General features: G+C 50.1%; 19 protein-coding genes. 2 read left to right on the top strand and 17 right to left on the bottom strand.

Annotated elements, in window-relative coordinates; translation table 11 throughout:
- The first annotated feature begins 17 nt into the window (after positions 1–17).
- Entirely contained in the window at positions 18–659 is a 642-nt protein-coding gene (locus tag WKT20_RS12605; protein ID WP_340417469.1) for a 3'-5' exonuclease, read from the top strand.
- A 17-nt stretch (positions 660–676) separates the two neighbouring features.
- Positions 677–1,864, top strand: a complete 1,188-nt coding sequence (locus WKT20_RS12600; protein WP_022052507.1) for a class I SAM-dependent rRNA methyltransferase — start codon at positions 677–679, stop codon at positions 1,862–1,864.
- Between the two features lie 95 nt (positions 1,865–1,959).
- On the opposite strand, the gene WKT20_RS12595 is transcribed toward WKT20_RS12600, so the two are convergent.
- The 17 genes from WKT20_RS12595 to WKT20_RS12515 all read right to left on the bottom strand — a co-directional run bounded on the left by WKT20_RS12595 (position 1,960) and on the right by WKT20_RS12515 (position 22,226).
- Entirely contained in the window at positions 1,960–2,415 is a 456-nt protein-coding gene (locus WKT20_RS12595; protein ID WP_118243490.1) for a BT0820 family HAD-type phosphatase, read from the bottom strand.
- A 131-nt stretch (positions 2,416–2,546) separates the two neighbouring features.
- Positions 2,547–3,725: an OmpA family protein gene (locus WKT20_RS12590; RefSeq protein WP_340417468.1), complete on the bottom strand. Its 1,179-nt coding sequence runs from the start codon at positions 3,723–3,725 to the stop codon at positions 2,547–2,549.
- Between the two features lie 107 nt (positions 3,726–3,832).
- Positions 3,833–5,629, bottom strand: a complete 1,797-nt coding sequence (locus tag WKT20_RS12585; RefSeq protein WP_304323085.1) for a hypothetical protein — start codon at positions 5,627–5,629, stop codon at positions 3,833–3,835.
- 2 nt (positions 5,630–5,631) lie between these two features.
- Positions 5,632–7,893: a hypothetical protein gene (locus WKT20_RS12580; RefSeq protein ID WP_340417467.1), complete on the bottom strand. Its 2,262-nt coding sequence runs from the start codon at positions 7,891–7,893 to the stop codon at positions 5,632–5,634.
- A gap of 13 nt (positions 7,894–7,906) precedes the next feature.
- Positions 7,907–8,449 (bottom strand): DUF3575 domain-containing protein, encoded by a 543-nt coding sequence (locus tag WKT20_RS12575; RefSeq protein ID WP_118243498.1) that lies wholly within the window; start codon positions 8,447–8,449, stop codon positions 7,907–7,909.
- A gap of 34 nt (positions 8,450–8,483) precedes the next feature.
- The gene (locus tag WKT20_RS12570) at positions 8,484–9,893 is read right to left on the bottom strand and encodes an undecaprenyl-phosphate glucose phosphotransferase (protein ID WP_340417466.1); all 1,410 of its coding nucleotides are present in this window, start codon (positions 9,891–9,893) and stop codon (positions 8,484–8,486) included.
- Positions 9,894–9,935: 42 nt separating this feature from the next.
- Positions 9,936–10,652, bottom strand: coding sequence for a WecB/TagA/CpsF family glycosyltransferase (locus WKT20_RS12565; RefSeq protein ID WP_118243501.1), 717 nt, complete (start codon positions 10,650–10,652; stop codon positions 9,936–9,938).
- A gap of 60 nt (positions 10,653–10,712) precedes the next feature.
- Positions 10,713–11,909, bottom strand: a complete 1,197-nt coding sequence (locus WKT20_RS12560) for a sugar MFS transporter (RefSeq protein WP_118243503.1) — start codon at positions 11,907–11,909, stop codon at positions 10,713–10,715.
- 1 nt (position 11,910) lies between these two features.
- The gene (locus WKT20_RS12555; protein WP_340417465.1) at positions 11,911–14,754 is read right to left on the bottom strand and encodes a bifunctional fucokinase/fucose-1-phosphate guanylyltransferase; all 2,844 of its coding nucleotides are present in this window, start codon (positions 14,752–14,754) and stop codon (positions 11,911–11,913) included.
- A gap of 99 nt (positions 14,755–14,853) precedes the next feature.
- Positions 14,854–15,183, bottom strand: a complete 330-nt coding sequence (locus WKT20_RS12550; protein WP_117673955.1) for an L-rhamnose mutarotase — start codon at positions 15,181–15,183, stop codon at positions 14,854–14,856.
- Between the two features lie 14 nt (positions 15,184–15,197).
- Positions 15,198–16,343: a dTDP-glucose 4,6-dehydratase gene (locus tag WKT20_RS12545; RefSeq protein ID WP_340417464.1), complete on the bottom strand. Its 1,146-nt coding sequence runs from the start codon at positions 16,341–16,343 to the stop codon at positions 15,198–15,200.
- Positions 16,344–16,355: 12 nt separating this feature from the next.
- A complete protein-coding gene (gene rfbC, locus WKT20_RS12540; RefSeq protein ID WP_340417463.1) occupies positions 16,356–16,925 on the bottom strand; it encodes a dTDP-4-dehydrorhamnose 3,5-epimerase in 570 nt (189 codons plus the stop codon).
- Between the two features lie 51 nt (positions 16,926–16,976).
- The gene (rfbA, locus tag WKT20_RS12535) at positions 16,977–17,882 is read right to left on the bottom strand and encodes a glucose-1-phosphate thymidylyltransferase RfbA (protein ID WP_278612929.1); all 906 of its coding nucleotides are present in this window, start codon (positions 17,880–17,882) and stop codon (positions 16,977–16,979) included.
- Positions 17,883–17,887: 5 nt separating this feature from the next.
- Complete coding sequence (glf, locus tag WKT20_RS12530) at positions 17,888–19,015, bottom strand: UDP-galactopyranose mutase (protein ID WP_340417462.1); 1,128 nt, start codon at positions 19,013–19,015, stop codon at positions 17,888–17,890.
- Positions 19,016–19,082: 67 nt separating this feature from the next.
- Entirely contained in the window at positions 19,083–20,411 is a 1,329-nt protein-coding gene (locus WKT20_RS12525; RefSeq protein ID WP_340417461.1) for a nucleotide sugar dehydrogenase, read from the bottom strand.
- Between the two features lie 19 nt (positions 20,412–20,430).
- Positions 20,431–21,159 carry a DUF4276 family protein gene (locus tag WKT20_RS12520; RefSeq protein ID WP_118244264.1) on the bottom strand — a complete coding sequence of 243 codons (729 nt, stop codon included), beginning with the start codon at positions 21,157–21,159 and terminating at the stop codon, positions 20,431–20,433.
- A gap of 17 nt (positions 21,160–21,176) precedes the next feature.
- A complete protein-coding gene (locus tag WKT20_RS12515; RefSeq protein WP_340417460.1) occupies positions 21,177–22,226 on the bottom strand; it encodes an AAA family ATPase in 1,050 nt (349 codons plus the stop codon).
- Between the last annotated feature and the right edge of the window lie 230 nt (positions 22,227–22,456).

The raw sequence follows: 22,456 nt of genomic DNA, 5'->3' as shown, positions 1-22,456 counted from the left end.
CTAAACCCGTAAACTGAATGGTAGAACTACAGAGTAAAATAGATAAGAAAATCGTTGCGGAGTTACCTAAGGTTTCTTTCCCCGGTCGCATCTTCGTAATCTACACCGAGGCCGAAGCCCGCAAGGCCATTGATTACCTCAATACCCATGTACTGGTGGGAGTGGATACCGAAACACGTCCTTCATTCCGGAAGGGAGCCGTCAACAAGGTGGCCCTCTTGCAGGTCTCTACTTACGACACCTGCTTCCTGTTCCGTCTGAATCACCTCGGGCTGCCGGACTTCCTGGAAGAGTTCCTTCAGAACAACGTGCTCAAGATCGGCCTGTCGCTGAAAGACGATTTTGCCATGCTCCGCCGCCGCAACAAGAAAGACCCGCGCATGGGCAACTGGGTGGAACTGCAGGACTACGTAGCCTCTTTCGGCATCGAAGAAAAGAGCCTCCAGAAAATCTATGCCCTCCTTTTTCAGGAAAAGATTTCCAAGAGCCAGCGCCTGTCCAACTGGGAGGCCGACACCCTGACCGAGGCACAGCAGCTTTATGCCGCCACCGATGCCTGGGCCTGCGTACGCATCTACCAGTACCTGGAAGAACTTCGCCTTTCGGGCAAGTACCGCGTGATACGCACGGAAGCCTCTGAACACATTCTCGAAGATTAATCACTTAAACCATACAAATGAGCTATAAGAAAGTATTTCTCAAACCCGGAAAGGAAGAATCGCTCAAGCGTTTTCATCCCTGGGTCTTTTCCGGCGCCATCGCCCGCGTGGAAGGAGAGCCGGAAGAAGGTGAAGTAGTAGATGTCTACACCTCCAAGAAAGAATTCATTGCCTGCGGACATTTCCAGATTGGCAGCATCGCCGTGCGTGTGCTTTCCTTCCGTCAGGAACCCATCGACCATGCGTTCTGGGTACGCCGCCTACAGGTGGCCAAAGACCTCCGCTGTGCCTTGGGCGTGCTGGGCAATCCTCAGAACAATACTTACCGTCTGGTACACGGCGAGGGCGATAACCTGCCCGGACTGATTATCGACGTGTACGACCATACCGCCGTGATGCAGGCACACTCTGCCGGCATGCACCTCGACCGTATGGCGGTGGCCGAAGCCCTCGAAGAAGTGATGGGCGACGTCATCCAGCACATCTATTATAAATCAGAAACCACACTGCCCTTCAAGGCCGACCTGCTGGCTACTGAAAACGGCTTCCTTAAAGGCGGAAGTCCGGAGAACGTGGCCATGGAGAACGGACTGAAGTTCCACGTAGACTGGCTCAAGGGACAGAAGACCGGTTTCTTCGTCGACCAGCGTGAGAACCGTGCCCTGCTGGAACGCTATGCCAAGGGCCGTAACGTGCTCAATATGTTCTGCTACACCGGCGGCTTCTCGTTCTATGCCATGAGGGGAGGAGCTAACCTCGTTCACTCGGTAGACAGCTCTGCCAAAGCCATCGACCTGACCAACGAGAACGTATCTCTCAACTTCCCCGGCGATACCCGTCACCAGGCTTTTGCGGAAGATGCCTTCAAGTTCCTCGACCGCATGGGCGACCAGTACGACCTGATTATCCTCGACCCGCCGGCCTTTGCCAAGCATCGCGATGCCCTGCGCAATGCCCTTCGCGGTTACACCAAACTCAATGCCAAGGCCTTCGAAAAGATACGTCCGGGCGGCATCCTCTTCACCTTCTCCTGTTCGCAGGTGGTGAACAAGCAGGACTTCCGTAACGCCGTGTTTACCGCCGCTGCACAGAGCGGACGCAGCGTGCGCATCCTTCACCAGCTCACCCAGCCGGGCGACCATCCGGTCAACATCTACCATCCGGAAGGCGAATACCTCAAGGGACTGGTGCTCTACGTAGAATAATTCTCCCCAAAAGGGATACAATAAAAGAAGCTGTTTCACTGTCGGAATGCTCCGTGTGTGAAACAGCTTCTTTTCGTATCTTCTCCGGACGTGTCTCATCCGAACAGCTTGCCAAACAAGCCCTGTCTTTTTTTCTTCTCCTGTTTCCGGCGTTCGATGCCCTCTTCCAGCCTGTCATCCAGCGTTTCGGCCACCAGATCCGCAATTTTCAGGTGATAATGTATCAGGCGGTAAATACTTCCCCAGTCGAGCATCCCCCCCAGGTTGCGGTCATCAATGAACACATCCGCCTTCAGCTTCCGCGAGAAGTGCTGATGCGCCTCCTGCTCCTCCGGATAGTTCGTATTGACCGCATAAAATTCCACTCCATGCTGTCGGCAGAAATCCACGGCCTCTTCCAGCAGCTTGTCCTCTCTTACAGTCCACAAAATCAGCCGGTGCCCCTCTTTTTGCAGCATTTTCAGTGTGTCAAAGGCAAAAGGCTTTTCCCGTCCGATTTCCGGATAGCGGTGTTCCACAATAGTACCGTCAAAGTCAACAGCTATGATCATATCTAAATTCGTTTAAAAAGTTACGTAAAAAAGGTTAGTTTGCAAATGTAAGAGAAAGAATGAAAAAAAGAAATCGCCGCATCTCCTTTTTCAAGGAAGTGCAGCGATTTCCTATGATTTTAGTGTTTTTTTTATTTTGCCATGCGGATGATAGCGGCGCGGCTCAGACGCGGATTTTCGCGGAACATAGTGTCAACACCACCCTTGTATTCCATTGTCAGCTGATCCTTGTTTACACCATATTTATCTACCAGTGTATTGTATACAGCTTCCGCTCTCAGCTTGCTCAGGCGTTCGTTGAATTTAGCCGAACCAGTCTGCTTGTCAGCATATCCTGTGATGATGAATTTGTTTTCAGGATATTTCTTGATCAGGTTTGCATAAGCTTCCAGGTTCACTGCTTCTTTTTCGCTCAGGTAAGCCTTGTTGATGTCGAAGAACGCTACATATTCAGTTGCATCCGGCAGCTTGTTGCTAGCCTTGGTTTCAGTTACAACCGGCTGGTTACGTTTTTCTTCTTCCAGTGCATTTACGCGGTTTCTCAAGCTGGCATTTTCTTCGTTCATGCTCTTAAGCTGATTCTGTACAGCCTGCATTTCAGCAGCCGAGATACCGGTACCCTTAGTCCAGTCTCTGCGGTTGAAGCGGTAAGTTGCACCTACCATGATGGCTGCAGAACCTTCCATATTCTTTCCGCCACGGATACCGTCCATCACGTCGTTGTTGATGTTTCCTTTCAATTCCAGGTTCAAGTCCCAAGCCTTGTTCAAACGGAAACGGTTGATGAATCCGATGCCTCCAGACAATTCGTTTTCGTTATTGTCGATACCGCGCAGGTAACCGATGCTCACGTAAGGTATTGCATTGTACAATCTGTCTTCACGGTAGCCGCAGAACAGGTTGGTGAAGTTCAGCATTACGTCACCGTGCAAGTGGAGGATTCCGAATTTGGTGCGATACAAGTCGGTATCTACACGTTTGTAGGCAAATCCTTCATTCTCAAGTGAGTAACCTTTGGCCTGGTAGCCGCCGAATCCCAGTCTCAATCCGATGCCCGGAGTGAACCATTTTCCTACGTTGATTTCAAATGTCGGAGTAATCAGCTTGCCGGCTTTTCCTTTAGAAAAGTTATCACCTATATACATCTGTGTACCTACATTGGCTCCAATAAATAAGTTGTCGCCAAACATGTTGGTTTGTACAGTGTATTTTTCAATCTTCTCTGCGTTGCTGTTTTGCTTCGTGTTTTGCGCCATTGCACCTACACCTGTCATCAGTGCAATAGCCAGAATGTAAATTCTACTATTCATATTCATGTAATTAATAATTCTGCTTCAAAGATAATACAATATTTCAAATTCAGATAAGGATTGATAAAATATATATCAGAATGTGTGAGGTTTAGTAGAAAAACTGCCTAAAAGTATAGGCTTACGCCTAAATTCGCATACGGAAGGAGTGAAATTTCTTTTTCCGTCAAGGTTCTGGCTCCCGGGATGATGGCACCCTTGTAGGCCCTGAGGATTTCTTCCGCAAAGACACCCCATTGGTCATTTATCCGTACGGTTTCTTTCAGTCCGGCCTGTACGCCGAAATAGTCCTTTTGTGCCGTTCCGTGGTGCGTGTACAAGATACCCGCCAGGCCTTCCACCGTAAAGATTCTTTCCGGGTTATACGTTGCGGCCAGGCTACTCAGGTCTACCAGGTAGTCCGCTCCGAGGGTAAAGGGATATACATGCTTACTCACGTTATAGGGATAATGTGCCATTTCGATGTATCCTCTAACCGATGAGTATTTGCTCCATCTTCTTCCGTACCCCACATAGAATTGCTGTCCCAGGTGCTTCATCAGGGCTTTCAGCTGCTGGTCTCCGGTGCGCATCGGGTAATTTGCCCCCATGCCGACCGATACAAAGTTATAGGGCTCAAACAGGTATTGGTGACGGGTAATACATTCTTCACGTCTTCTGTACTGCACCCCCATTTCTATGCTCAGGTTCTGCATGCGGCGTTTGCTGCTCGTTCCGTGCAAGAAATTTTGCGTATAGCTGTTCTTGCTCCAGCGTGCCTGCCCGAATACACCGATGTGGTCGTTTACGGCATACACCAGCTGTCCTCCGAGTGTCGGTCCCGTGAAAGGTCTGACTTTGCGGGCATAAGTCGCTCCCCGGTGTGCCACGAATCCGGCTTCCGCACCTCCCATCAGGTTTACTTCCAGTCGGGGGTCAGTCACCCGGTCGTCGAACAGACGGTTCAGGTTGACCATACCTTCCAGTCGTATACCTCCGTAAGCTTCTTTCCTTTTTCCCCTTCCTTGATCAGGGAGGGTATTATGTATTCCAGCGAATAAGGTTCCCCTAACTCCGAAGGGCAGGAACCATTTTCCCATGCTGATACCCATTACGGGACCTACGGGTTCCAGTACCCCGTTCATTACCGGTGATTTACGAATTCTGCCTGAGTAGTCTCCTTGAATACCTGCATAAATTTCGTAGAACAGGTTGTCCAGTGCGCCGGAGTTGGCAGAAGGGCCGGACACCTTGTGCAGGTTGGTAAATCGGTAAGTCAGTCCGGCCATCGCCTGGGCACCGATATCATATTTTTTCTGTGACTCCAGTCCGTTGATGCCGTCGGTAAAAAGATTCACTCTCGGTTCCAAAAACAGGTCCAGGTGGTTGTGCAGATGGTAGTTCACATGCAGTCCGCCGTGTATGCCTCCAGCTACGAAACGTTCCTTTGAAACCTTGTTTTTCGTCCCGTAGATGCCGATACCCAGTACCGTTTCCAGGTCCCATCGCAGGTCGTCCTTGTAGCCTCTCAGGTAATCCAGTATCCGGAACATGTGCGCTATTTCCACGCCGCCTCTTCCAATCTGTTCGTTCACCGCCCCTTCTACGGCCAGACGGTAACTGTTGAACGAGGTTACATCCTTTGTGAAGGCGATACCGAATTCTTTGGAGTAGGGGCCTGCCGCTCCGCCTCCCAGTTTTCCGGCACCAGCATAAATCGACAAGGAAGAATTCCATCCCCTGGCCTTGGGGTCAATCACCCTTCCGGCAGGGATATACCTTTTCTGTCTCACATAATCCATCGCGTTGAAAAAGCCGGTTTTTACCGAATCGGCTGTGGCATCCTGTGCGAGGATGGTTTCCGTTCCGCCCATCCACAAATAGCCGAGGGCAGCTATATATAAAGTCTTTCTGTTTATTTTCATGATTACTGATTCTTATACATCTCCAACGCCGTTTCCACAATCTCTTTCGTGAATTCACCGTCGTTCTGGGCAGTGACAATCATCTTCTGGTCCAAGTTGAAACATCTCACCAGATACAGAGCCGCTTCCGTCAGTCCTACGTCTCCCTTTCTGGCTTCCGTCACCGCCTTCAGGTACCATTTCACCGGATTCTCGTCCACCATCTGTTCCAGCGCCTTGTCCGCCTGTGCGTTTCCCTGCGGCGTTTCCAGTGCCAGGTTCATCACCGCCTCGTTCTGAACGGACGACTGGCAGATGGTGCGGAAGGTCTCTGCGGCTCGCTGCGTTTCTTCAGGCGTATTCCCTCCCTGGAAATAGCCGCCCATGGCCCATGCGTATGCCTTCACCAGGTCAAATTCCTTGTAATCCTCCGGAATCAGCTTGGCCATGACACTGGCATTCTCAAAGTCACCCGCTTTGATGTACATGCACAGCTGGTTCACCACCACCTCAATCGGGTTGATAATCTCCGTTCTTCCCGTATCCATGTTTTTCCTTTCATAGTTCACGGTAAAGATGGTACGGTCTATCAGCGGTTCCAGTATCCGCGTGTCGGTCACATCCTTTTCCAGGTACAGCTTGGCCAGCGTGTTTCCGGCCAACACCCATGGACGCTTCATGCTCAGCGATTCCTCGTATGCCTTGCGTGCCACTGCTTCCTTTTCCTGACTGTCCTTCAGCAATTGCAGCAGCTTCCAGTATTCATACCGGGTGTACATCCCGTCCAGTCCCTTTCTCCGGTAAGCCGCCATCACCTCCTTGTCGGTCGGTTCCCGGTAGATGTCATAGCGGCACAGGTACTTCACTTGTCTCAGCTGCTCCAGGTAAGGCACAATCACCGTACGGTAGTCCTTGGAGGCCTTGATTCGCTGTCCCTGCCGGTTCATCTGGTCGGGCAGTTCTCTTACAACCTTTCTGATGAAACCGGCCGTTTCCATCAGGCTGTCCTTCTCCAGCAATTCGGCCACCTCGTTCCATGAAGCCACTTCCGCCTGCGGGTTCTGATACACGCGTTCGGCTACCGCATGGGGGAGTACCCCGATAACCTCCTGCTGAATCCGCTGCATACGTTTCTGGGCCAGCTGCAGGTTTTGCTGGTAATATCCTTCCGGCGATGCCTTGCCGATGACGTGAAACTCTTTCAGCAGGGCGCCGGGCTCGTTCAGAATCAGGTTCAGTTTCTGCCGTATTCCGGCAAGGCTCTCCTGGTTCTTCGGGTCGTCCGTCAGCCGGTCCGAGTTGATTTCAAAGTTGAGCTCCACCTGGTCCTCCGTGTCAAACTTCTCTACCTGTGCCTTCTCCGGATATTTTTGGAAATCCATATCCAAGGCTATCAGGTCATATTGCAGAAATTTCAGGGGGCGCTTGTTCTCGCATGTATTAATCTGATACGTCTTTCTGAACGGAACATTGTTGTAGTCCTCTATACAGAAGTCCGCATAGCAGCTGTAATTCACGTTCGGGTCGGGCACCGTCACCGTGTCTTGCCATTCAATCACCATCCGCTCATTCACCAGTGGCCGTGATTGGATATAAGGCTCCAGAGCATCCCTTTTCAGGTCGTACCCCATTCGTCGGGTCTGGGTCAGGTGATATTCTTTGCCGTCGTATACCAGTGGTTTCAAGAAAGCCACCGTGTCGTTGGTCGTACAGTTCAGTACATACGGCTGCACAATCAGGCGCGAATACTTGTTGCCTTCTCCATGTGGGACCAGGAACGTATTATAAGGATAAAAACGGTTACCTATCAGTCGGCTGGCCTTCGGTTCCGGCTGAATCTGCTTCAGCTCTCCCGTTACCACTACCTCCTTCAGATAGATACCGTCATCCACTTCTACGTCTATTTTCATGCGGTTGCTCACCTTTTCCAGAATGGCCTTGTTCAGGCCCGCTTTGAACACCAGTGCCCCGTTGTCCGGCACCAGAATCTCGTAATACCCGTTGGCATCCGTTTCCGCCCTTTCATCTTCGTTCATGAACAGTGCGAAATTGGTATTATCCTTGTCCAGGCTGTTCTTCAGGTCCTTTGCGGCCGCCACCGTCTTGCAGCTATATACATAGACCACGCTTCCCGAGAACGGAACCTTCTTTTTCTTGTCCGCAATGTTGTAAACCGTGCCGCTCACCTTGATCATTCGCTGCGCCCATCCGCTTGCGGGGACAGCAGTCAGCAGCATCGTAACCAGTACATATTTCCCGATGCGGCTTATTCTTTTCCTATTCATACGCTTCAGCTTCTTAGAATAAATAGCAGCATGACACCGCGACTTCTGTCGGCACACACTTCACTCCGTTTGCATTATACTCTTCTTTTTTCAGGTATGTACCCTCCGGATATTTCTTCTCCCTATACCACAGGGCACCTACTCCGGCCGAGAATTCCAGGTTGAACCGTTTGCTCAGCGGCCAGGCATAGCCGTATGTCAGTCCCGGTCCTGCAGCTTCTCCCTGGTGCGCCTTTCCCTTGTGCACCACCGTATACCTTAGTCCGCTTACAGATAAGCCGATGAACGAGCGCGCCATCGGCCTCCCAGAAATCCAATACCTGAACTCCGCCTGTGCCCCTTTCAACTGGGCATCCAGCGGCGCCTTGTCCAGTCCGTAAAACACAGTTCCTTCCAGGCTGAATTTGGAAGCTGTCACCAGCTCCATTGAAATGTTCGGCGTCAGGTTCCCCCACAGCAGTGCGTTCGTTTTCACCGCGGCCAGCTGTGCATGAGCCATGCCGCAACCGGCCACCCATGCTCCCAGGCAGATACCCCGCCTTAAAAAATGATTCATAAAACTTTGGTTATAAATAAATTTTCATTAAGTCTTAGTATGCGTTCTTTTCCCCATGTATAGCATTCATCACCGTTTTATAGATGATGAACAAGTCCAGGCCGAAGCTCCAGTGTTCGATATACCATATATCTCCACGGATACGTCCTTCCATATCCTTCAGCTCCTTGGTCTCTCCGCGATAGCCCGTCACCTGGCTCCAGCCCGTGATACCCGGCTTCACGAAGTGTCTCACCATATACTTGTTAATCAGTTTCGAATATTCCTCCGTGTGTTTCAGCATGTGCGGGCGGGGGCCTACCACGCTCATGTCACCCAGCAGCACATTGATAAACTGCGGCAGTTCGTCGATGCTCGTTTTTCGCATGATGTTTCCCCAGCGTGTCTTGCGCGGGTCATCCTTGGTAGCCTGCAGCGAGTCGGCCTGTGTGTTCACCCTCATGCTCCGGAACTTATAGCAGTAGAACTCCTTGTCGTTCAGCCCGTTTCGTTTTTGTTTGAAGAATACTGGTCCCGGCATCGTCAGCTTGGTGATAATGGTCACAATGAGCAGGATAATCGGGAAGAGCGTACACAGAAACAGCAGTGAGAACACAATGTCGAACGCCCGTTTCAGCATCTTGTTGCCCGTCCGGCTCAGCGGGTCCGGTCGCAGGCTCAGGAAAGGCACGTTGCCCACCATGTTAAAGTATACACGGTTCTGCAGGTAGTTGTAAATGTTCGGCACACTGTAGAAATGCACCAGATTGTTTTCGCAGTAATTAATCAGCGAGCGGATAATGACATGCTCCTTCGAAGGCAGACAGCAGAACAGGTAATGCGTATTTCCGTTCTTTTCCAGGTATTCTTTCACGTCCTGGGGTTTTCCCAGGTACGGACATTCCTGTGGAAATTTCGGGTTCGGCTCAAAATCGAAATACCCCTTTACCATGAATCCGGTCCAGTCCTGGTTGGTCAGTTCATAATACAGTTCGCGGTTGTTCTCCGAACTACCCACCAGCACCACATAGCGCAGGTTACCACCTTTCGAACGGTATCTTTTCAACCCCCATCGCATGAGGATACGGAATACAGACAGCGAAATAAACAGCAGCCCTAAAAAAGTCAGGTAGAAATACGACCAGGCATCCATAAATCGTCCCAGCTCCAGCACTACCCCCGACAATACTCCGAAGCAGATTGTACTTCTCAATACCTTACCCAGAATCTGGTAAGCATATACCTTACGCCGGTAAAGTACCACGCCAATCTGCATGGCCGATACGAAGTAGCAGAGCATCACCGTCAGTATGACCTGCAGGTGCGGTGCCTGCAGAATCTTGTGCCATGGCGTATCTTCCGTAGTGAGAAACAACAGATAGAACAATCCACCCGTAATAAGCGTTTCACAAGTAACGATAAAAAAGCTCACCCAACTGTTATAGGCGTCATATTTTGTTCTCATGCGCTATGTTTTTTATTAGTGTTTCAACCCCTGATTTGCTAGTCACATTTCTCTAAAGATATTCCAGATAAACAACGTGTTTCCGATAATGTATCGGCGCCACATCCGTTTCGGTTCTTTCAGCAGTCTGTACAACCATTCCAGACTATGTTCCTGCCACCACAGAGGAGCCCGTTCCATGGTGCCGGCAAAAAAGTCGAACACCGCACCGATGGTGCCGCAATGACAGTGAATGTCCAGTTCATTCCAATGGCGGTATGCCCACTTCTCCTGTTTGGGAGCCGTCATACCAATCCACAACAAGTCCGGATTAGCCCGGTTGATGGCTTCGATGATTGCCCGGTTCTCTTCCTCCGAGAATTCCGGCTTGTAGGGTGGGGAGTACGTTTCAATCCGGATGTTCGGGTAGACTGTTTTCGCTTTTTCCCGAATCAGCTTCAGTACCTTTTCGCTGCTTCCCATGAAGAAACAAGTACCTCCCTTCTGGTTCAGCCGTTCCATCTCCATGGCAAACAAGTCCCATCCGGCAATACGTTCTGTCGGCTGGCTTTTCGCTTTCAGTTTCCGGCAAGCCATCACGATGCTTGCTCCGTCGGGAATCAGTGCATCTCCTTTCATCAGCGCTTCGGCAAAGAACGCATCCTTCAGAGCCGTATTATAGGAGTGCGCATTGATGGTATTGATTAACAGTTTCCCTTCCGGAAGAGCCTCCAGCTCTTTCTTCGATTCAACGATTTTTATATCTTTTAGTTTCAGCATACGTTTGTGTGCGTTTATATGGATAATCCGTTGCCTGTGTACGATAATGTGACAAAATCATTACGATAGTTTTCTGTATCTTGCTGCGAATCCCCAGATTTCCATAAAGCAAACCAGCGGTACGATAAATCCCACTGCCATGGAAATACGGTCGGCTATAAGCCCCATTAACAAGGGAGCCACTGCTCCTCCTACAATCGACATAATCAGATAAGAAGAAGCTTGTTTGGTTTGTGTGCCAACGTGGCGCAAAGATAAGGAAAAAATAGTAGGAAACATAATCGATTCACATAAAAAGCACAGTAACAGGAAATACCATCCTGCTCCGCCCGGCATCAGAATGACTGCCGCCATGCATACACAAGCACCAGCCGCACAAACGGCCAGCACTTTTTCCCCCTTCACGAAGCGCATCAGCCAGCTTCCGCCCATACGCCCGCCCATGAACAGTCCCATGCCGCCGAACGACAGCCATACCGAAGCCTCCTGTGCCGAAACACCTGCATTTTCGGTGGCGTAGTTGATGAAAAAACTGTTGATGCCCGTCTGTGCAGCCACGTAAAGGAAAAGCGACAGCAGTCCCACTGTGAACGAGGTCGTTCTCCACAGCGATTTCCCGCTCGCTTCAGCCTGTCCGCTTTCAGCTTCCCGGCCTATTTCCGGCAGTTTCACCCGCGAAAAGAGGATGGCGATGCACAGCACCACCGTACCCAGCACTGCGTAAGGAGTAGTCACGTCACCTCCTCCGGCAAAGAGAAAGAAACCTCCCGCCAGCGGACCGCAAATCCAGCCCAGCCCGTTGAACGACTGCGCCAGGTTGATACGCCGCTCACTGCCTTCCGGTTCACCCAGCACCGTGACATACGGGTTCGAGGCCGTTTCCAGGCAGGTCAGTCCGCAACCGATGACGAACAGCGCCAGCAGGAAAAACTCAAACGACTGAATCCGTCCTCCCGGAATGAACAGCAACGCCCCGATGCCATACAGCACCAGGCCCGTCAGCACCCCCGTGCGGTAGCCGAAGCGGCGGATAATCCGTCCTGCCGGCAGTGCCATGATAAAATACCCTCCGTACACCACCGCCTGAATCAGGGCCGAGCGCGTGCGGGTAATCTCCAGAGTATCTTGAAAATGTTTGTTCAGCACATCCAGAATGCTGTGTGCCACTCCCCACAGAAAAAAGAGGGAAGTAATCAAAATAAAAGGAACCAGGAAACTCTTTCCGTCCCTGGTTCTTACTAATCCAATCTTTTCCATCTCAGCTTCTACTGATTTCCAGTCCCTTGTTCGATAAGCTCATCTCCACGAAGCGCGCCCGTTCGTTCGGACGTTCCTCTGTCAGAATCTGGCGGATACGCACGGCCGCATCCGGATCTTTGGCCACCATGTACAGGTAACCACCCCCACCGGCACCCGGCAACTTGTATCCCAGGCAGAGGTCGTCAATCCGTTCCGTCAGCGCCTGCACGGCCGGCGGGTTCGTACCCTCATCCAGCCGCTGGTTCTGCATCCACGTCTTCCGTATCAGTCGTCCCGTCTCCTCAAAGTCATTCCGCAGGATGGCATCGTACATATCCATGGCGTGACCCTTCATCTGCTCCAGCAGGTGCAGGTGACGGTTCGAGTTCAGGAACATGCCCTTCACAATCTCCGCCAGGATGCCCTTGGCCGTACGCGTAATGCCCGTGTAATACAGTAGGTGACACTTGCGGTACTCGTCGCTCGTGAACAGGTAGTCCGGCAGCCAGCGCACCTTCGGCTCCTGATGCCATCCCGGCTGCGTCTGCAACAGCTTCACCCCGTGCAGCACACCTCCGTACTGATCCTGCCAGCCGCCCCCTGTGGTGAGCAACTGTTCCAGCACCAGCGTACGGCTGCCGATGCCCTGCTTGTCCCAGTTCAGGCCGCAGAAATCATTCAGCGCTCCCAGCACCGTAGCTGCCAGAATGGAGCTGGTACCCAGTCCCGAACCTGCTGGAATGGCCGACAGCAACGTCACTTCGATACCCGTGCCGAAAGCCTTCAGCTGTGCCTCCAGCGAAGCAAACCGTTCTGTGGAGAAATCCGGATGGAACCCCGCCAGCACCAGTGCCGCTTTCGGAATGGAGAACGGCGAGCCCACCTTGCGGTAATCCTGCAACCCCTCGTAGGTGGAAACCACCTCCATGGCTCCCAGGTCAATCGAGCGCAACGTAATGCGGTACTCCTTCGACGGTTTCACGTACACCTGCAGCGGCGGCTGTCCGTTCAGTTCAATGGCCAAGTTCACCACATTTCCGCCCTCCATCAGGCTGTAGGGTGGGGTATCCGTCCATCCCCCCGCAATGTCGATGCGCACCGGGCTGCGTCCCCACACAATCTGGTCGGCATACACCGACAGCTTCGGCTGCTGACGGTAATCCATCGTGCCGGTCAGTCCCTCTCGCATCAGGCCGAACGCCCGTGCTTCCAGTTCCTTCGCCTCCGGTTTGCCCTCCAGTTCGCACACCTTCGCGCGGAACATCGCGTCGCTGATCCGCTTCAGCAGGGGAGACCCTTCCGGCAGTTCCTCCGGCAAGGCGATGCCCCCTTTGGCATACGCCCCGGCCGCCTCCTGCAAGTCTATCTGATAGAACACGCTCCGTTCCTGGTTCCTGGCCAGCAGGCTCCAGTTCTCCTTGCGGAACATCTCCCGCTGGGCGAACAGCCGTCGCAGGTTGGCATACGCCGAAATCTCGTCGGCCGACACCTTGCGCGCCTTCATCCAGATAGCCCGTCCGGCTTCACCCTGTCCGCCGTCCGTCATCCATTGCAACACCGTGCCCAAGTCCTCTATCGAGTCCGTTACCGGAAAAATCGCTGCCCCTTGCAAGTCCTCACAGCCCCGGATTTCGTCCGCTGTCAGACCTCTTTCGGTCAGCCATTCCGTTACCGGACGACCTAAATATGTAGTCGAAGCCTCCTTCAGGCTTCCCTTGAATTTATCGTTAAAACCGTACGGACGTGCGGCAAACTCCCGTTCACCCATCGGCACCACGTCGATGCATACCCCTTCCGGCACGTTCAGCGCCCAGTCGTTGCGCGGCACCCCCGTGATGATGTTCCGGCTGTGCAGCTTCCAGCTCCTGCCCACGTGGCTGTTTTCCACCCACACCTCTGCGTTGTCGGCCGTCAGCGGGAACTCCATCTCCGCATTCTGCACGAACACCGCCGGATGCGGCTTCACCTTGTGGTGCATAATCGCCCGCTGGTCCGTCACACAGTTCTGCACTGCCAGTGTCGACGAAATCATCTCCCGGCTCGTACCGTAGTGGTGGAACTCACCGCCCGGCAGGGGCAGGATAGCCACTTTCAAGCTGTTCAGCTCCTCATCCACGATGCGCGGGTGCGCCCCCAGTGCCAGCCCGAACTCCGAATACATGTCGTAGAACTTCACGCCCCCGTCCTGGTCGGTCGAGCGTTTCACCATCAGCTCGATGGCGCGGTCGCTCAGCAGCCAGATACCGATGTCCATCAGGAACAGGTAATCCTGCATCAGCCCCGCCATTTCCTCCACGCTCGGCTTCTGCAGCATGAAGTCCAGCTTCTCCGGTTCCTTCCGCGACGACACGAACACCCCGTGATTCTTCGCCAGTTCCGGGTCCACCCACAATCCGTAGCACACCACGTCCACATCCGGAATCTCCTGCAGCGGCTGGGTAGCACGGATGTACACGTCGCCGCTCGCAATCAGGGTGCGCAGCCCCTGCGGCGCCCGCTCCATGATTTCCTCATACAGCGGCAGCTGCAGCGAGAGCAAGTCCTGTGTGATGCGCTGTCCGCGTGCCCAGCGGAACACCGGAATCGGCGTCAGCACCTTGCCCGACGGCGCATAGCCCGGCAAACGGCGGCTCTGCCCTCCGGCGTGCAGCAGGATACGCTTCTCCCGTGCCAGCCAGTCGCCCAGTGTGGCATTCTTATCCTCTTCCTCCCGGCAAGCATTCAGCAGCCAGGCCGTACCACCTCCCGAACCCAGTTTCTTTCCCACCGGGTCCGATGTGCAGAACCACTCCTTGTGGTCTGCGTGCATAATATCGTGAAAACATTCCACCAGATTTGGTGGCAATGACAATAACTTTTTCATGTTGTCCAATTAATAATGAATAATGAATAATGAAGAATGAATAATGAAGAATGATGACACTTAGTCGTTTTTAATTTTTAATTATTCATTATTCACTCATTACAGCTTAAATATCCGCGTCATCAGCTTCCATTTCTCCTGCGAGGTAGCTCCCGGAGCAGCTTTCTGGAACTTCGCCATGTGCGCTTCCCATTCCGCCTGACGGGGCAGGGTAGCCAGCCGTGCATAATCCCGTTCCATGTCAAACTCATCCGTGGTATCCATGATCATGAACAAGCGATTTCCGTCAATGTAAATCTGCATGTCCGTGATACCCACCTCGCGGATACCCGCTTTCACCTCTTCCCACACGTGTGCATGTTCTGCTACGTAGGCTTCAATCAGCTCCTTGTCGTCATAGAGCTCCAGTGTCTGGCAATATCTTTTCATAATTTACTCTTTTGTTATCTGCCTTTATACATCGAGTCATAATACTTCTGGTAGTCACCGCTCGTTACGTTGTCCATCCATTCCTGGTTGTCCAGGTACCAGCGTACCGTCTTCTCGATGCCCTCTTCAAACTGCAGGCTCGGTTCCCAGCCCAGTTCCTTCTGTAGCTTCGTAGAGTCGATGGCATAACGCATGTCGTGGCCCAGACGGTCGGTCACGTAGGTAATCAGATCCATGTCTTCACCCTCCTTGCGGCCCAGCAGACGGTCTACCGTGTTGATTACTACCTTGATGATGTCAATGTTCTTCCACTCATTGAAACCGCCAATGTTATACGTCTCCGCCGTCTTGCCGTTGTGGAAAATCACGTCAATGGCCCGCGCATGGTCCACGACGTATAGCCAGTCGCGCACGTTTTCCCCCTTACCGTATACCGGCAGCGGCTTGCGGTGACGGATGTTGTTGATGAACAGCGGAATCAGCTTCTCCGGGAACTGATACGGCCCGTAGTTGTTCGAACAGTTCGTCACGATGGACGGCATGCCGTACGTGTCGTGGAATGCCCGTACAAAGTGGTCGCTGCTTGCCTTGCTGGCAGAGTAGGGGCTGTGTGGATTATACTTCGTATCCTCATAGAAGAAATCCTTCCCGTACGCTAAGTGATGTTCCGACGACGAAGCCGTGGTAGTAAACGGCGGCTCGATACCCTCCGGATGCGTCATCTCCAGTGCCCCGTACACCTCGTCGGTAGAGATATGATAGAAACGCTTGCCCTCATACTTCTCCGGCAGACCTTCCCAGTACACCTTGGCCGCCTGCAGCAGCGACAGTGTACCCATCACGTTGGTGCGTGCAAAGGTAAACGGATCCTTGATGCTTCGGTCCACGTGGCTCTCTGCAGCCAGGTGAATGATGCCGTCCACGTGATACAGCCCCATCAGCTCCTGCATCTTCTCGTAGTCGCAGATGTCCGCCTTTATGAACACATAGTTCGGCAGGTTCTCAATGTCCTTCAGGTTCGCTAAGTTCCCCGCATACGTCAGCTTGTCTAAGTTGATGATACGGTACTCCGGATACTTGTTCACGAACAGGCGCACCACGTGGCTGCCAATAAATCCGGCACCGCCGGTAATCAGTATGTTACGTTTGAATGTAGTCATAATGGTAAAGATTTAATACAATGAAACATTATAGTCAAAAGGCGAATCAAAATCTTTCATCAGCGGATGCTTGGTGTCTTTTTCGCTCAGGATGGCCTGTTCCGTCGGAATGCGCCAGTCAATATCCAGCGAATTATCCAGAATGCTGATGCCTCCGTCTGCTTCCGGGTGATAAAAGTTGTCGCACTTGTACTGGAAGATGGCCGTTTCACTCAATACGGCAAAACCGTGCGCAAAACCGCGCGGCACAAAAAACTGGCGATGGTTTTCTTCCGTCAGTTCCACAGCTACATGCTGTCCGTAAGTAGGACTTCCTTTGCGGATGTCTACAGCCACGTCCAGCACGGCACCTTTCACGCAGCGCACCAGTTTACTCTGCGTGTAAGGCGGACGCTGGAAATGCAGTCCACGCATTACTCCGTACGATGACATGCTTTCGTTGTCCTGCACAAAATTGATTTTGCCCACCTTTTCTTCAAACTCCCGTTGTGAGAACGATTCAAAGAAATAGCCCCTCGCATCCTTAAAAATGCGTGGCTCTATAATTACCACACCCTCTATCGCCGTTTTAATTACTTCCATTTTATATAAACAGATAAGTCTTTTACTTTTTAACTATTAACTTTTAACTCATTATTCCAGGTTTGCTTCCCCGGTACGCTCCACTTCGTCAATTACCTTCAGCAGATATTGGCCATACTGGTTCTTCAGCATCGGCTGTGCTTCTTCACGCAACTTGTCTGCCGTAATCCATCCTTTGCGGTAAGCTATTCCCTCTAAGCAAGCAACTTTCAGTCCCTGGCGTTTTTCAATCACTTCAATGTAGGTAGAAGCTTCCGCCAGTGAGTCGTGCGTACCTGTATCCAGCCAGGCAAAGCCACGGCCTAAGGTCTGTACCTTCAGTTCTCCGTCCTCTAAGAAACGCTGGTTCACCGTGGTAATTTCCAGTTCACCGCGAGCCGACGGCTTGATACTTTTTGCTACATCCACCACCTTGTTCGGGTAGAAATACAATCCCACCACTGCATAATTTGATTTCGGATGCTGCGGTTTTTCTTCAATGGACAGGCAGTTACCCTCCTTGTCAAATTCCGCCACTCCGTAACGTTCCGGATCACTCACCCAGTAGCCGAATACCGTAGCTTTCTTTTCTTCCTCAGCGGTACGTACCGCTTCGCGCAGCATGGCGCTGAAACCATTCCCATGAAAAATGTTGTCACCTAACACCAGGCAGGCTGCATCATTCCCAATAAACTTTTCTCCAATGAGGAAAGCCTGAGCCAGTCCATCCGGCGACGGCTGTTCTGCATATTCAAAACGTACCCCGAAGTTACTGCCGTCACCCAACAAACGCTGGAATCCCGGCAAATCGTAGGGAGTAGAGATAATCAGAATCTCGCGGATACCCGCTAACATCAGTACCGAGATAGGATAGTAAATCATCGGTTTGTCAAACACGGGGAGCAGTTGTTTGCTCACTCCTTTGGTGATGGGGTAGAGGCGTGTGCCGCTGCCACCGGCTAAGACTATGCCTTTCATATTTATTATTTGAATAGTTCTAAAGCTTTTTCTACGATATGGTGCATGTCATAATACTTATATTCCGCCAGACGACCACCAAATATTACGTTCGTTTCCTTATCTGCCAGTTCCTTGTATTTCAGATACAACGAATTGTTCTTTTCATCGTTCACCGGATAATACGGCTCACTGCCTTCAGTCCATTCTGAACTATATTCTTTTGAAATCACCGTTTTAGGGCAAGCTTCTATATCCGCCCCGAACATTTCGAAATGTTTGTGTTCAATCACACGTGTGTAGGGCACTTCCTTTTCTGTATAGTTTACCACCGCATTGCCTTGGTAGTTAGGCATATCCAGCACTTCCGTTTCAAAATTTACCGTACGATACTCTAACTTACCAAACTGGTAATGATAAAATTCATCGATAGCTCCCGTAAACACAATTTTGTCGGCCATGGCAGAAAGCTCTTCACGGTTCGCAAAGAAATCACAGTTCAGGCGAGTTTCCACACCTTCCAGCAGACGCTCAATCAGTACATTATATCCACCGATAGGAATACCCTGATATTTATCGTTGAAGTAATTGTTATCAAATACCAGACGTACTGGCAGACGCTTGATGATAAAGGCAGGTAGTTCCGTACATTTACGTCCCCACTGTTTTTCTGTATAACCTTTTATCAGCGCTTCGTAAATATCTTTCCCGATAAGCAGCTGTGCCTGTTCCTCCAGGTTACGCGGCTCAGTCACTCCCTGCTCTTTCATGCGTGCTACCGCTTCTGCTTTTTGTTCTTCAATTTTAGCAGTGGCTTCAGCAGGAGTAGTTACTCCCCACATCTGATAAAACGTGTTCATATTGAAAGGCAGATTATACAATTTACCTTTGTAGTTTGCTACGGGTGAATTCGTATAACGGTTGAACTCTACAATTGAGTTTACAAACTCCCATACCGTCTTGTTTGAAGTATGGAAAATATGTGCCCCGTATTTATGCACATTGATACCTTCCATTTTCTCGCAATAGATGTTTCCTCCCAGATGAGGACGGCGGTCAATTACCAGGCATTTTTTGCCTTGTTGCTTTGCTTTGTAGGCAAATACGGCACCGAAAAGCCCTGTGCCTACTATGAGATAATCGTAATGTTGCATAAATAAATATTAGATTATATAGAATATGAAGCCATAATGACTACATAATTTTGTAAGGTATGTTTCTTTAGTCTCTTCTAAAAATATCGCGAGTGTAGACTTTATTTTTTACATCATCCAGACACGCATCGTAACGGTTGGCAATGATGGCATTGCTCTGCTTCTTGAAATCCTCCAGGTTGTTCACCACCCGTGAACCGAAGAATGTAGTGCCGTCTTCCAAAGTCGGTTCATAGATGATGACCGTGGCACCCTTCGCCTTGATACGCTTCATTACCCCCTGGATGCTGCTCTGGCGGAAATTGTCGCTGTTCGACTTCATGGTCAGGCGATATACCCCGATGACACATTCCTTCTCCGCTTCCGGACTGTAATCCCCGCGGTTGTAATAGTCGTAGTATCCCGCTTTCTTCAGCACCTGGTCCGCAATGAAATCCTTACGCGTGCGGTTGCTCTCCACAATGGCCTGAATCAGGTTCTCCGGCACATCCTGGTAGTTGGCCAACAGCTGCTTGGTATCCTTTGGCAGACAGTAGCCCCCGTAGCCAAAAGAAGGGTTGTTATAATGCGAACCGATGCGCGGGTCCAGGCAGATACCCTGAATGATGGCCTGTGTGTTCAGGCCTTTCACCTCTGCATACGTATCCAGCTCATTGAAGTAGCTTACACGCAGAGCCAGGTAAGTATTGGCAAACAGCTTCACCGCTTCTGCCTCTTTCAGTCCCATAAACAGCGTATCGATGTCCGGCTTCAAGGCACCCTCCTGCAACAGCGCCGCAAACTCATGCGCCTTTTCCTCCAGATCTTCCCCGGCAATCGCCTGAATAGCCGCGTTCTCCTCGTCGCGTCCGTTAATCAGTTTCGGGAAGCCCACGATGATACGGCTGGGGTAGAGGTTATCGTACAGCGCCTTGCTCTCACGCAAGAACTCCGGTGAGAATAGCAGGTTGAATTTCTTTCCCGCAAGGGCAGGAGTGGAGCGGAATTTCTCCGCATACTTCACATACAAGCTGCGGCAGTAACCCACCGGAATGGTACTTTTAATCACCATTACCGCATCCGGGTTCACTTCCAGTACCAGGTCAATCACCTCTTCTACATGCGACGTATCGAAATAATTCTTCACCGGGTCGTAGTTGGTAGGAGCGGCAATCACTACGAAGTCCGCATTCCGGTAAGCCGATGCTCCATCCAGTGTCGCGGTCAGGTTCAGTTCCTTCCCTGCTAAATACTTTTCGATGTACTCATCCTGAATCGGGCTGATACGGTGATTGATTTTCTCTACCTTTTCAGGAATCACGTCAACAGCCGTTACTTGATGATGCTGGGCCAACAAAGTGGCTATGGATAAACCTACATAGCCTGTGCCGGCTACTGCGATGGTATAATTTTTCATATTATTGTAAACTTCCAAATTATACAATATCGTTAATGAATTCTTTGAACGATTCACATTTACCAGAATCTTTCAAGCGTATATAATCACTTTTAGACAAGCTAGATGTAATGGCATGCGCGTCTCCTTTATGTTTATCATATTTCATACCTACCAGTTGATAAATATCATTCAGTAGTTTGGCCGGATGATAAACTGTAATTTCCGGGTCTTGTGTAATGTCTGTACCCAGTTGAGTTTTTATCAGTTCGGGGGTTAGTTGTGAATTGATTTTTTGTAAATAATCGTACATCCCTAAAAACCATGCTTCTACCTCCATGATGGCAAAGTGAGATGTCATTATCTTGTCAAACTTCTTTTGTTGGATTATATTCTTTCGTATATTCTTGAATGTTTCATTTACCTTTAAGTCAATTTGACGGTTCTTTACTTTCGCGTGGTATGCATCAGAGAACATGTCATTAAGTCCCACAATTTGCTGATACCCGCTGTTTTGTAAACGCGGAGCTTCTTTCAGCATTTTGCTTAGTACACTTTGGTCATTCCCCACATTATAAATGAGATAAAAGTTTTCACTGTCTCTTGTTCCATGAGGATAAGGAATTTTATTTTCTTTATTTCCATTGAACTGATAACATTCCAGTCCTAATTTTTTTGCGTCAAACTCATACCATGCACATAGAAAATCCCGAACAAAGATGTATTCGGTTTGTCCTTCCACGAAAACCGCAATCTTTCTGATATTCATCTTTTTCCCGATTTAATTTATGTATGGCGTGAAATATAGTCCGATGAGAAGAAGTCAAAGTTGCTGAGACCCGTAAATTTGAAATCTTCGAACAGATCAGGACTGTTGGTTGTATTGACAGGCATCACTTTTTCACCTTTTCGTTCCAGAATATTCCAATACTGCAGGTCTACAATATCCATCAGAAAAGTATCGTTTGAACTGGCCAGCAGCAGGATACCTCTTTCATGACAGAAGTCAAACAGTAGTTTTCCCAGTTTGACCGTGCGGTCATAGTCCAATCCTTCGCCTAAGTCGTCAATCAGCCAGAGCGAAGGCTTTCCTTGTGCGGAAAGATATTCCATCTGAATCAGAAGGCTGATGGCTCTGCACATACCTTTCGATAAAGAAGATATGGACAAATGCTCTTTGATGCCTTTTTCCTTGAATAGAACGATTTTAAATCTCTCCGGCTTGAGAGTTTTGATGGCTTCCAGGTGGTAATCCAGATTTTGGGCCTGTTCGATTATTCTTTGTATGGATTCAGAAGGAAGTGATTTTACCATGGTGAACAAATCATCTTTATGAATAGGCGAAAGGAATGAATTGGTTTTATTTCCCCTGTCCGCTTCAATTTCATTGAAACGTTGTCCGTACACATTTTCCGCCCATGTAATGATTTTCTCAAAATAAGGGTATTGTATGATGTCTCTGCGCACGTGAAGCGTCAGCTTATCCGTTGGAGGATTGATTGGCATCCCTTCCAGCAATGTTTCCTTTCCATTTCGGTTCAGCAGTTTTTGTCCGTTTATTGTCAGATTTTCTTCCGTTATTATCCCCCGTTGATATGTGAAATGGTATTCTATTACTTCTTCTTCATCCTTAAAGGAGAAAGTGGAAGAGCAGAAAATTCTTGATACAAACGGCATATCTTGTTGCAAGATAATATTGGCCATGTTAAAAATTGCGGCAATGACTTTCGATTTGCCTACAGCATTTTTTCCTACAAGCAGATTGACAGCCTTGAAAGGAATGGCTTGGGTTAGTTCCCAGGTAGATTCTTTATAAAAGAAGTGAGTGAGTTCCATTTTATTTACTGCGATTATTAGCAAAGGTAATTAAAAATATGGAATGAAGCATACTTTTATCAAATACTTTTACCGGTCTGCTTTATACGGCGTTTTTATCATGCATGGGGAATTTCCATTCGGATTATACCGTCTGATGATTGATGCAGATACCTTTCAGGTACCATTCATACAAGCGGTGAATACCTTCGTCTATTTCTACTTTATGGTGCCATCCCAGGCTGTGCAGC

The organism is Phocaeicola sp. ICN-14070 (genome assembly GCF_037892625.1).
GTDB classification, from domain to species: Bacteria; Bacteroidota; Bacteroidia; order Bacteroidales; family Bacteroidaceae; genus Phocaeicola; species Phocaeicola plebeius.
The sequence above is the reverse complement of the archived record's forward strand: the minus strand, read 5'-3'. Positions and strand labels throughout refer to the sequence as shown.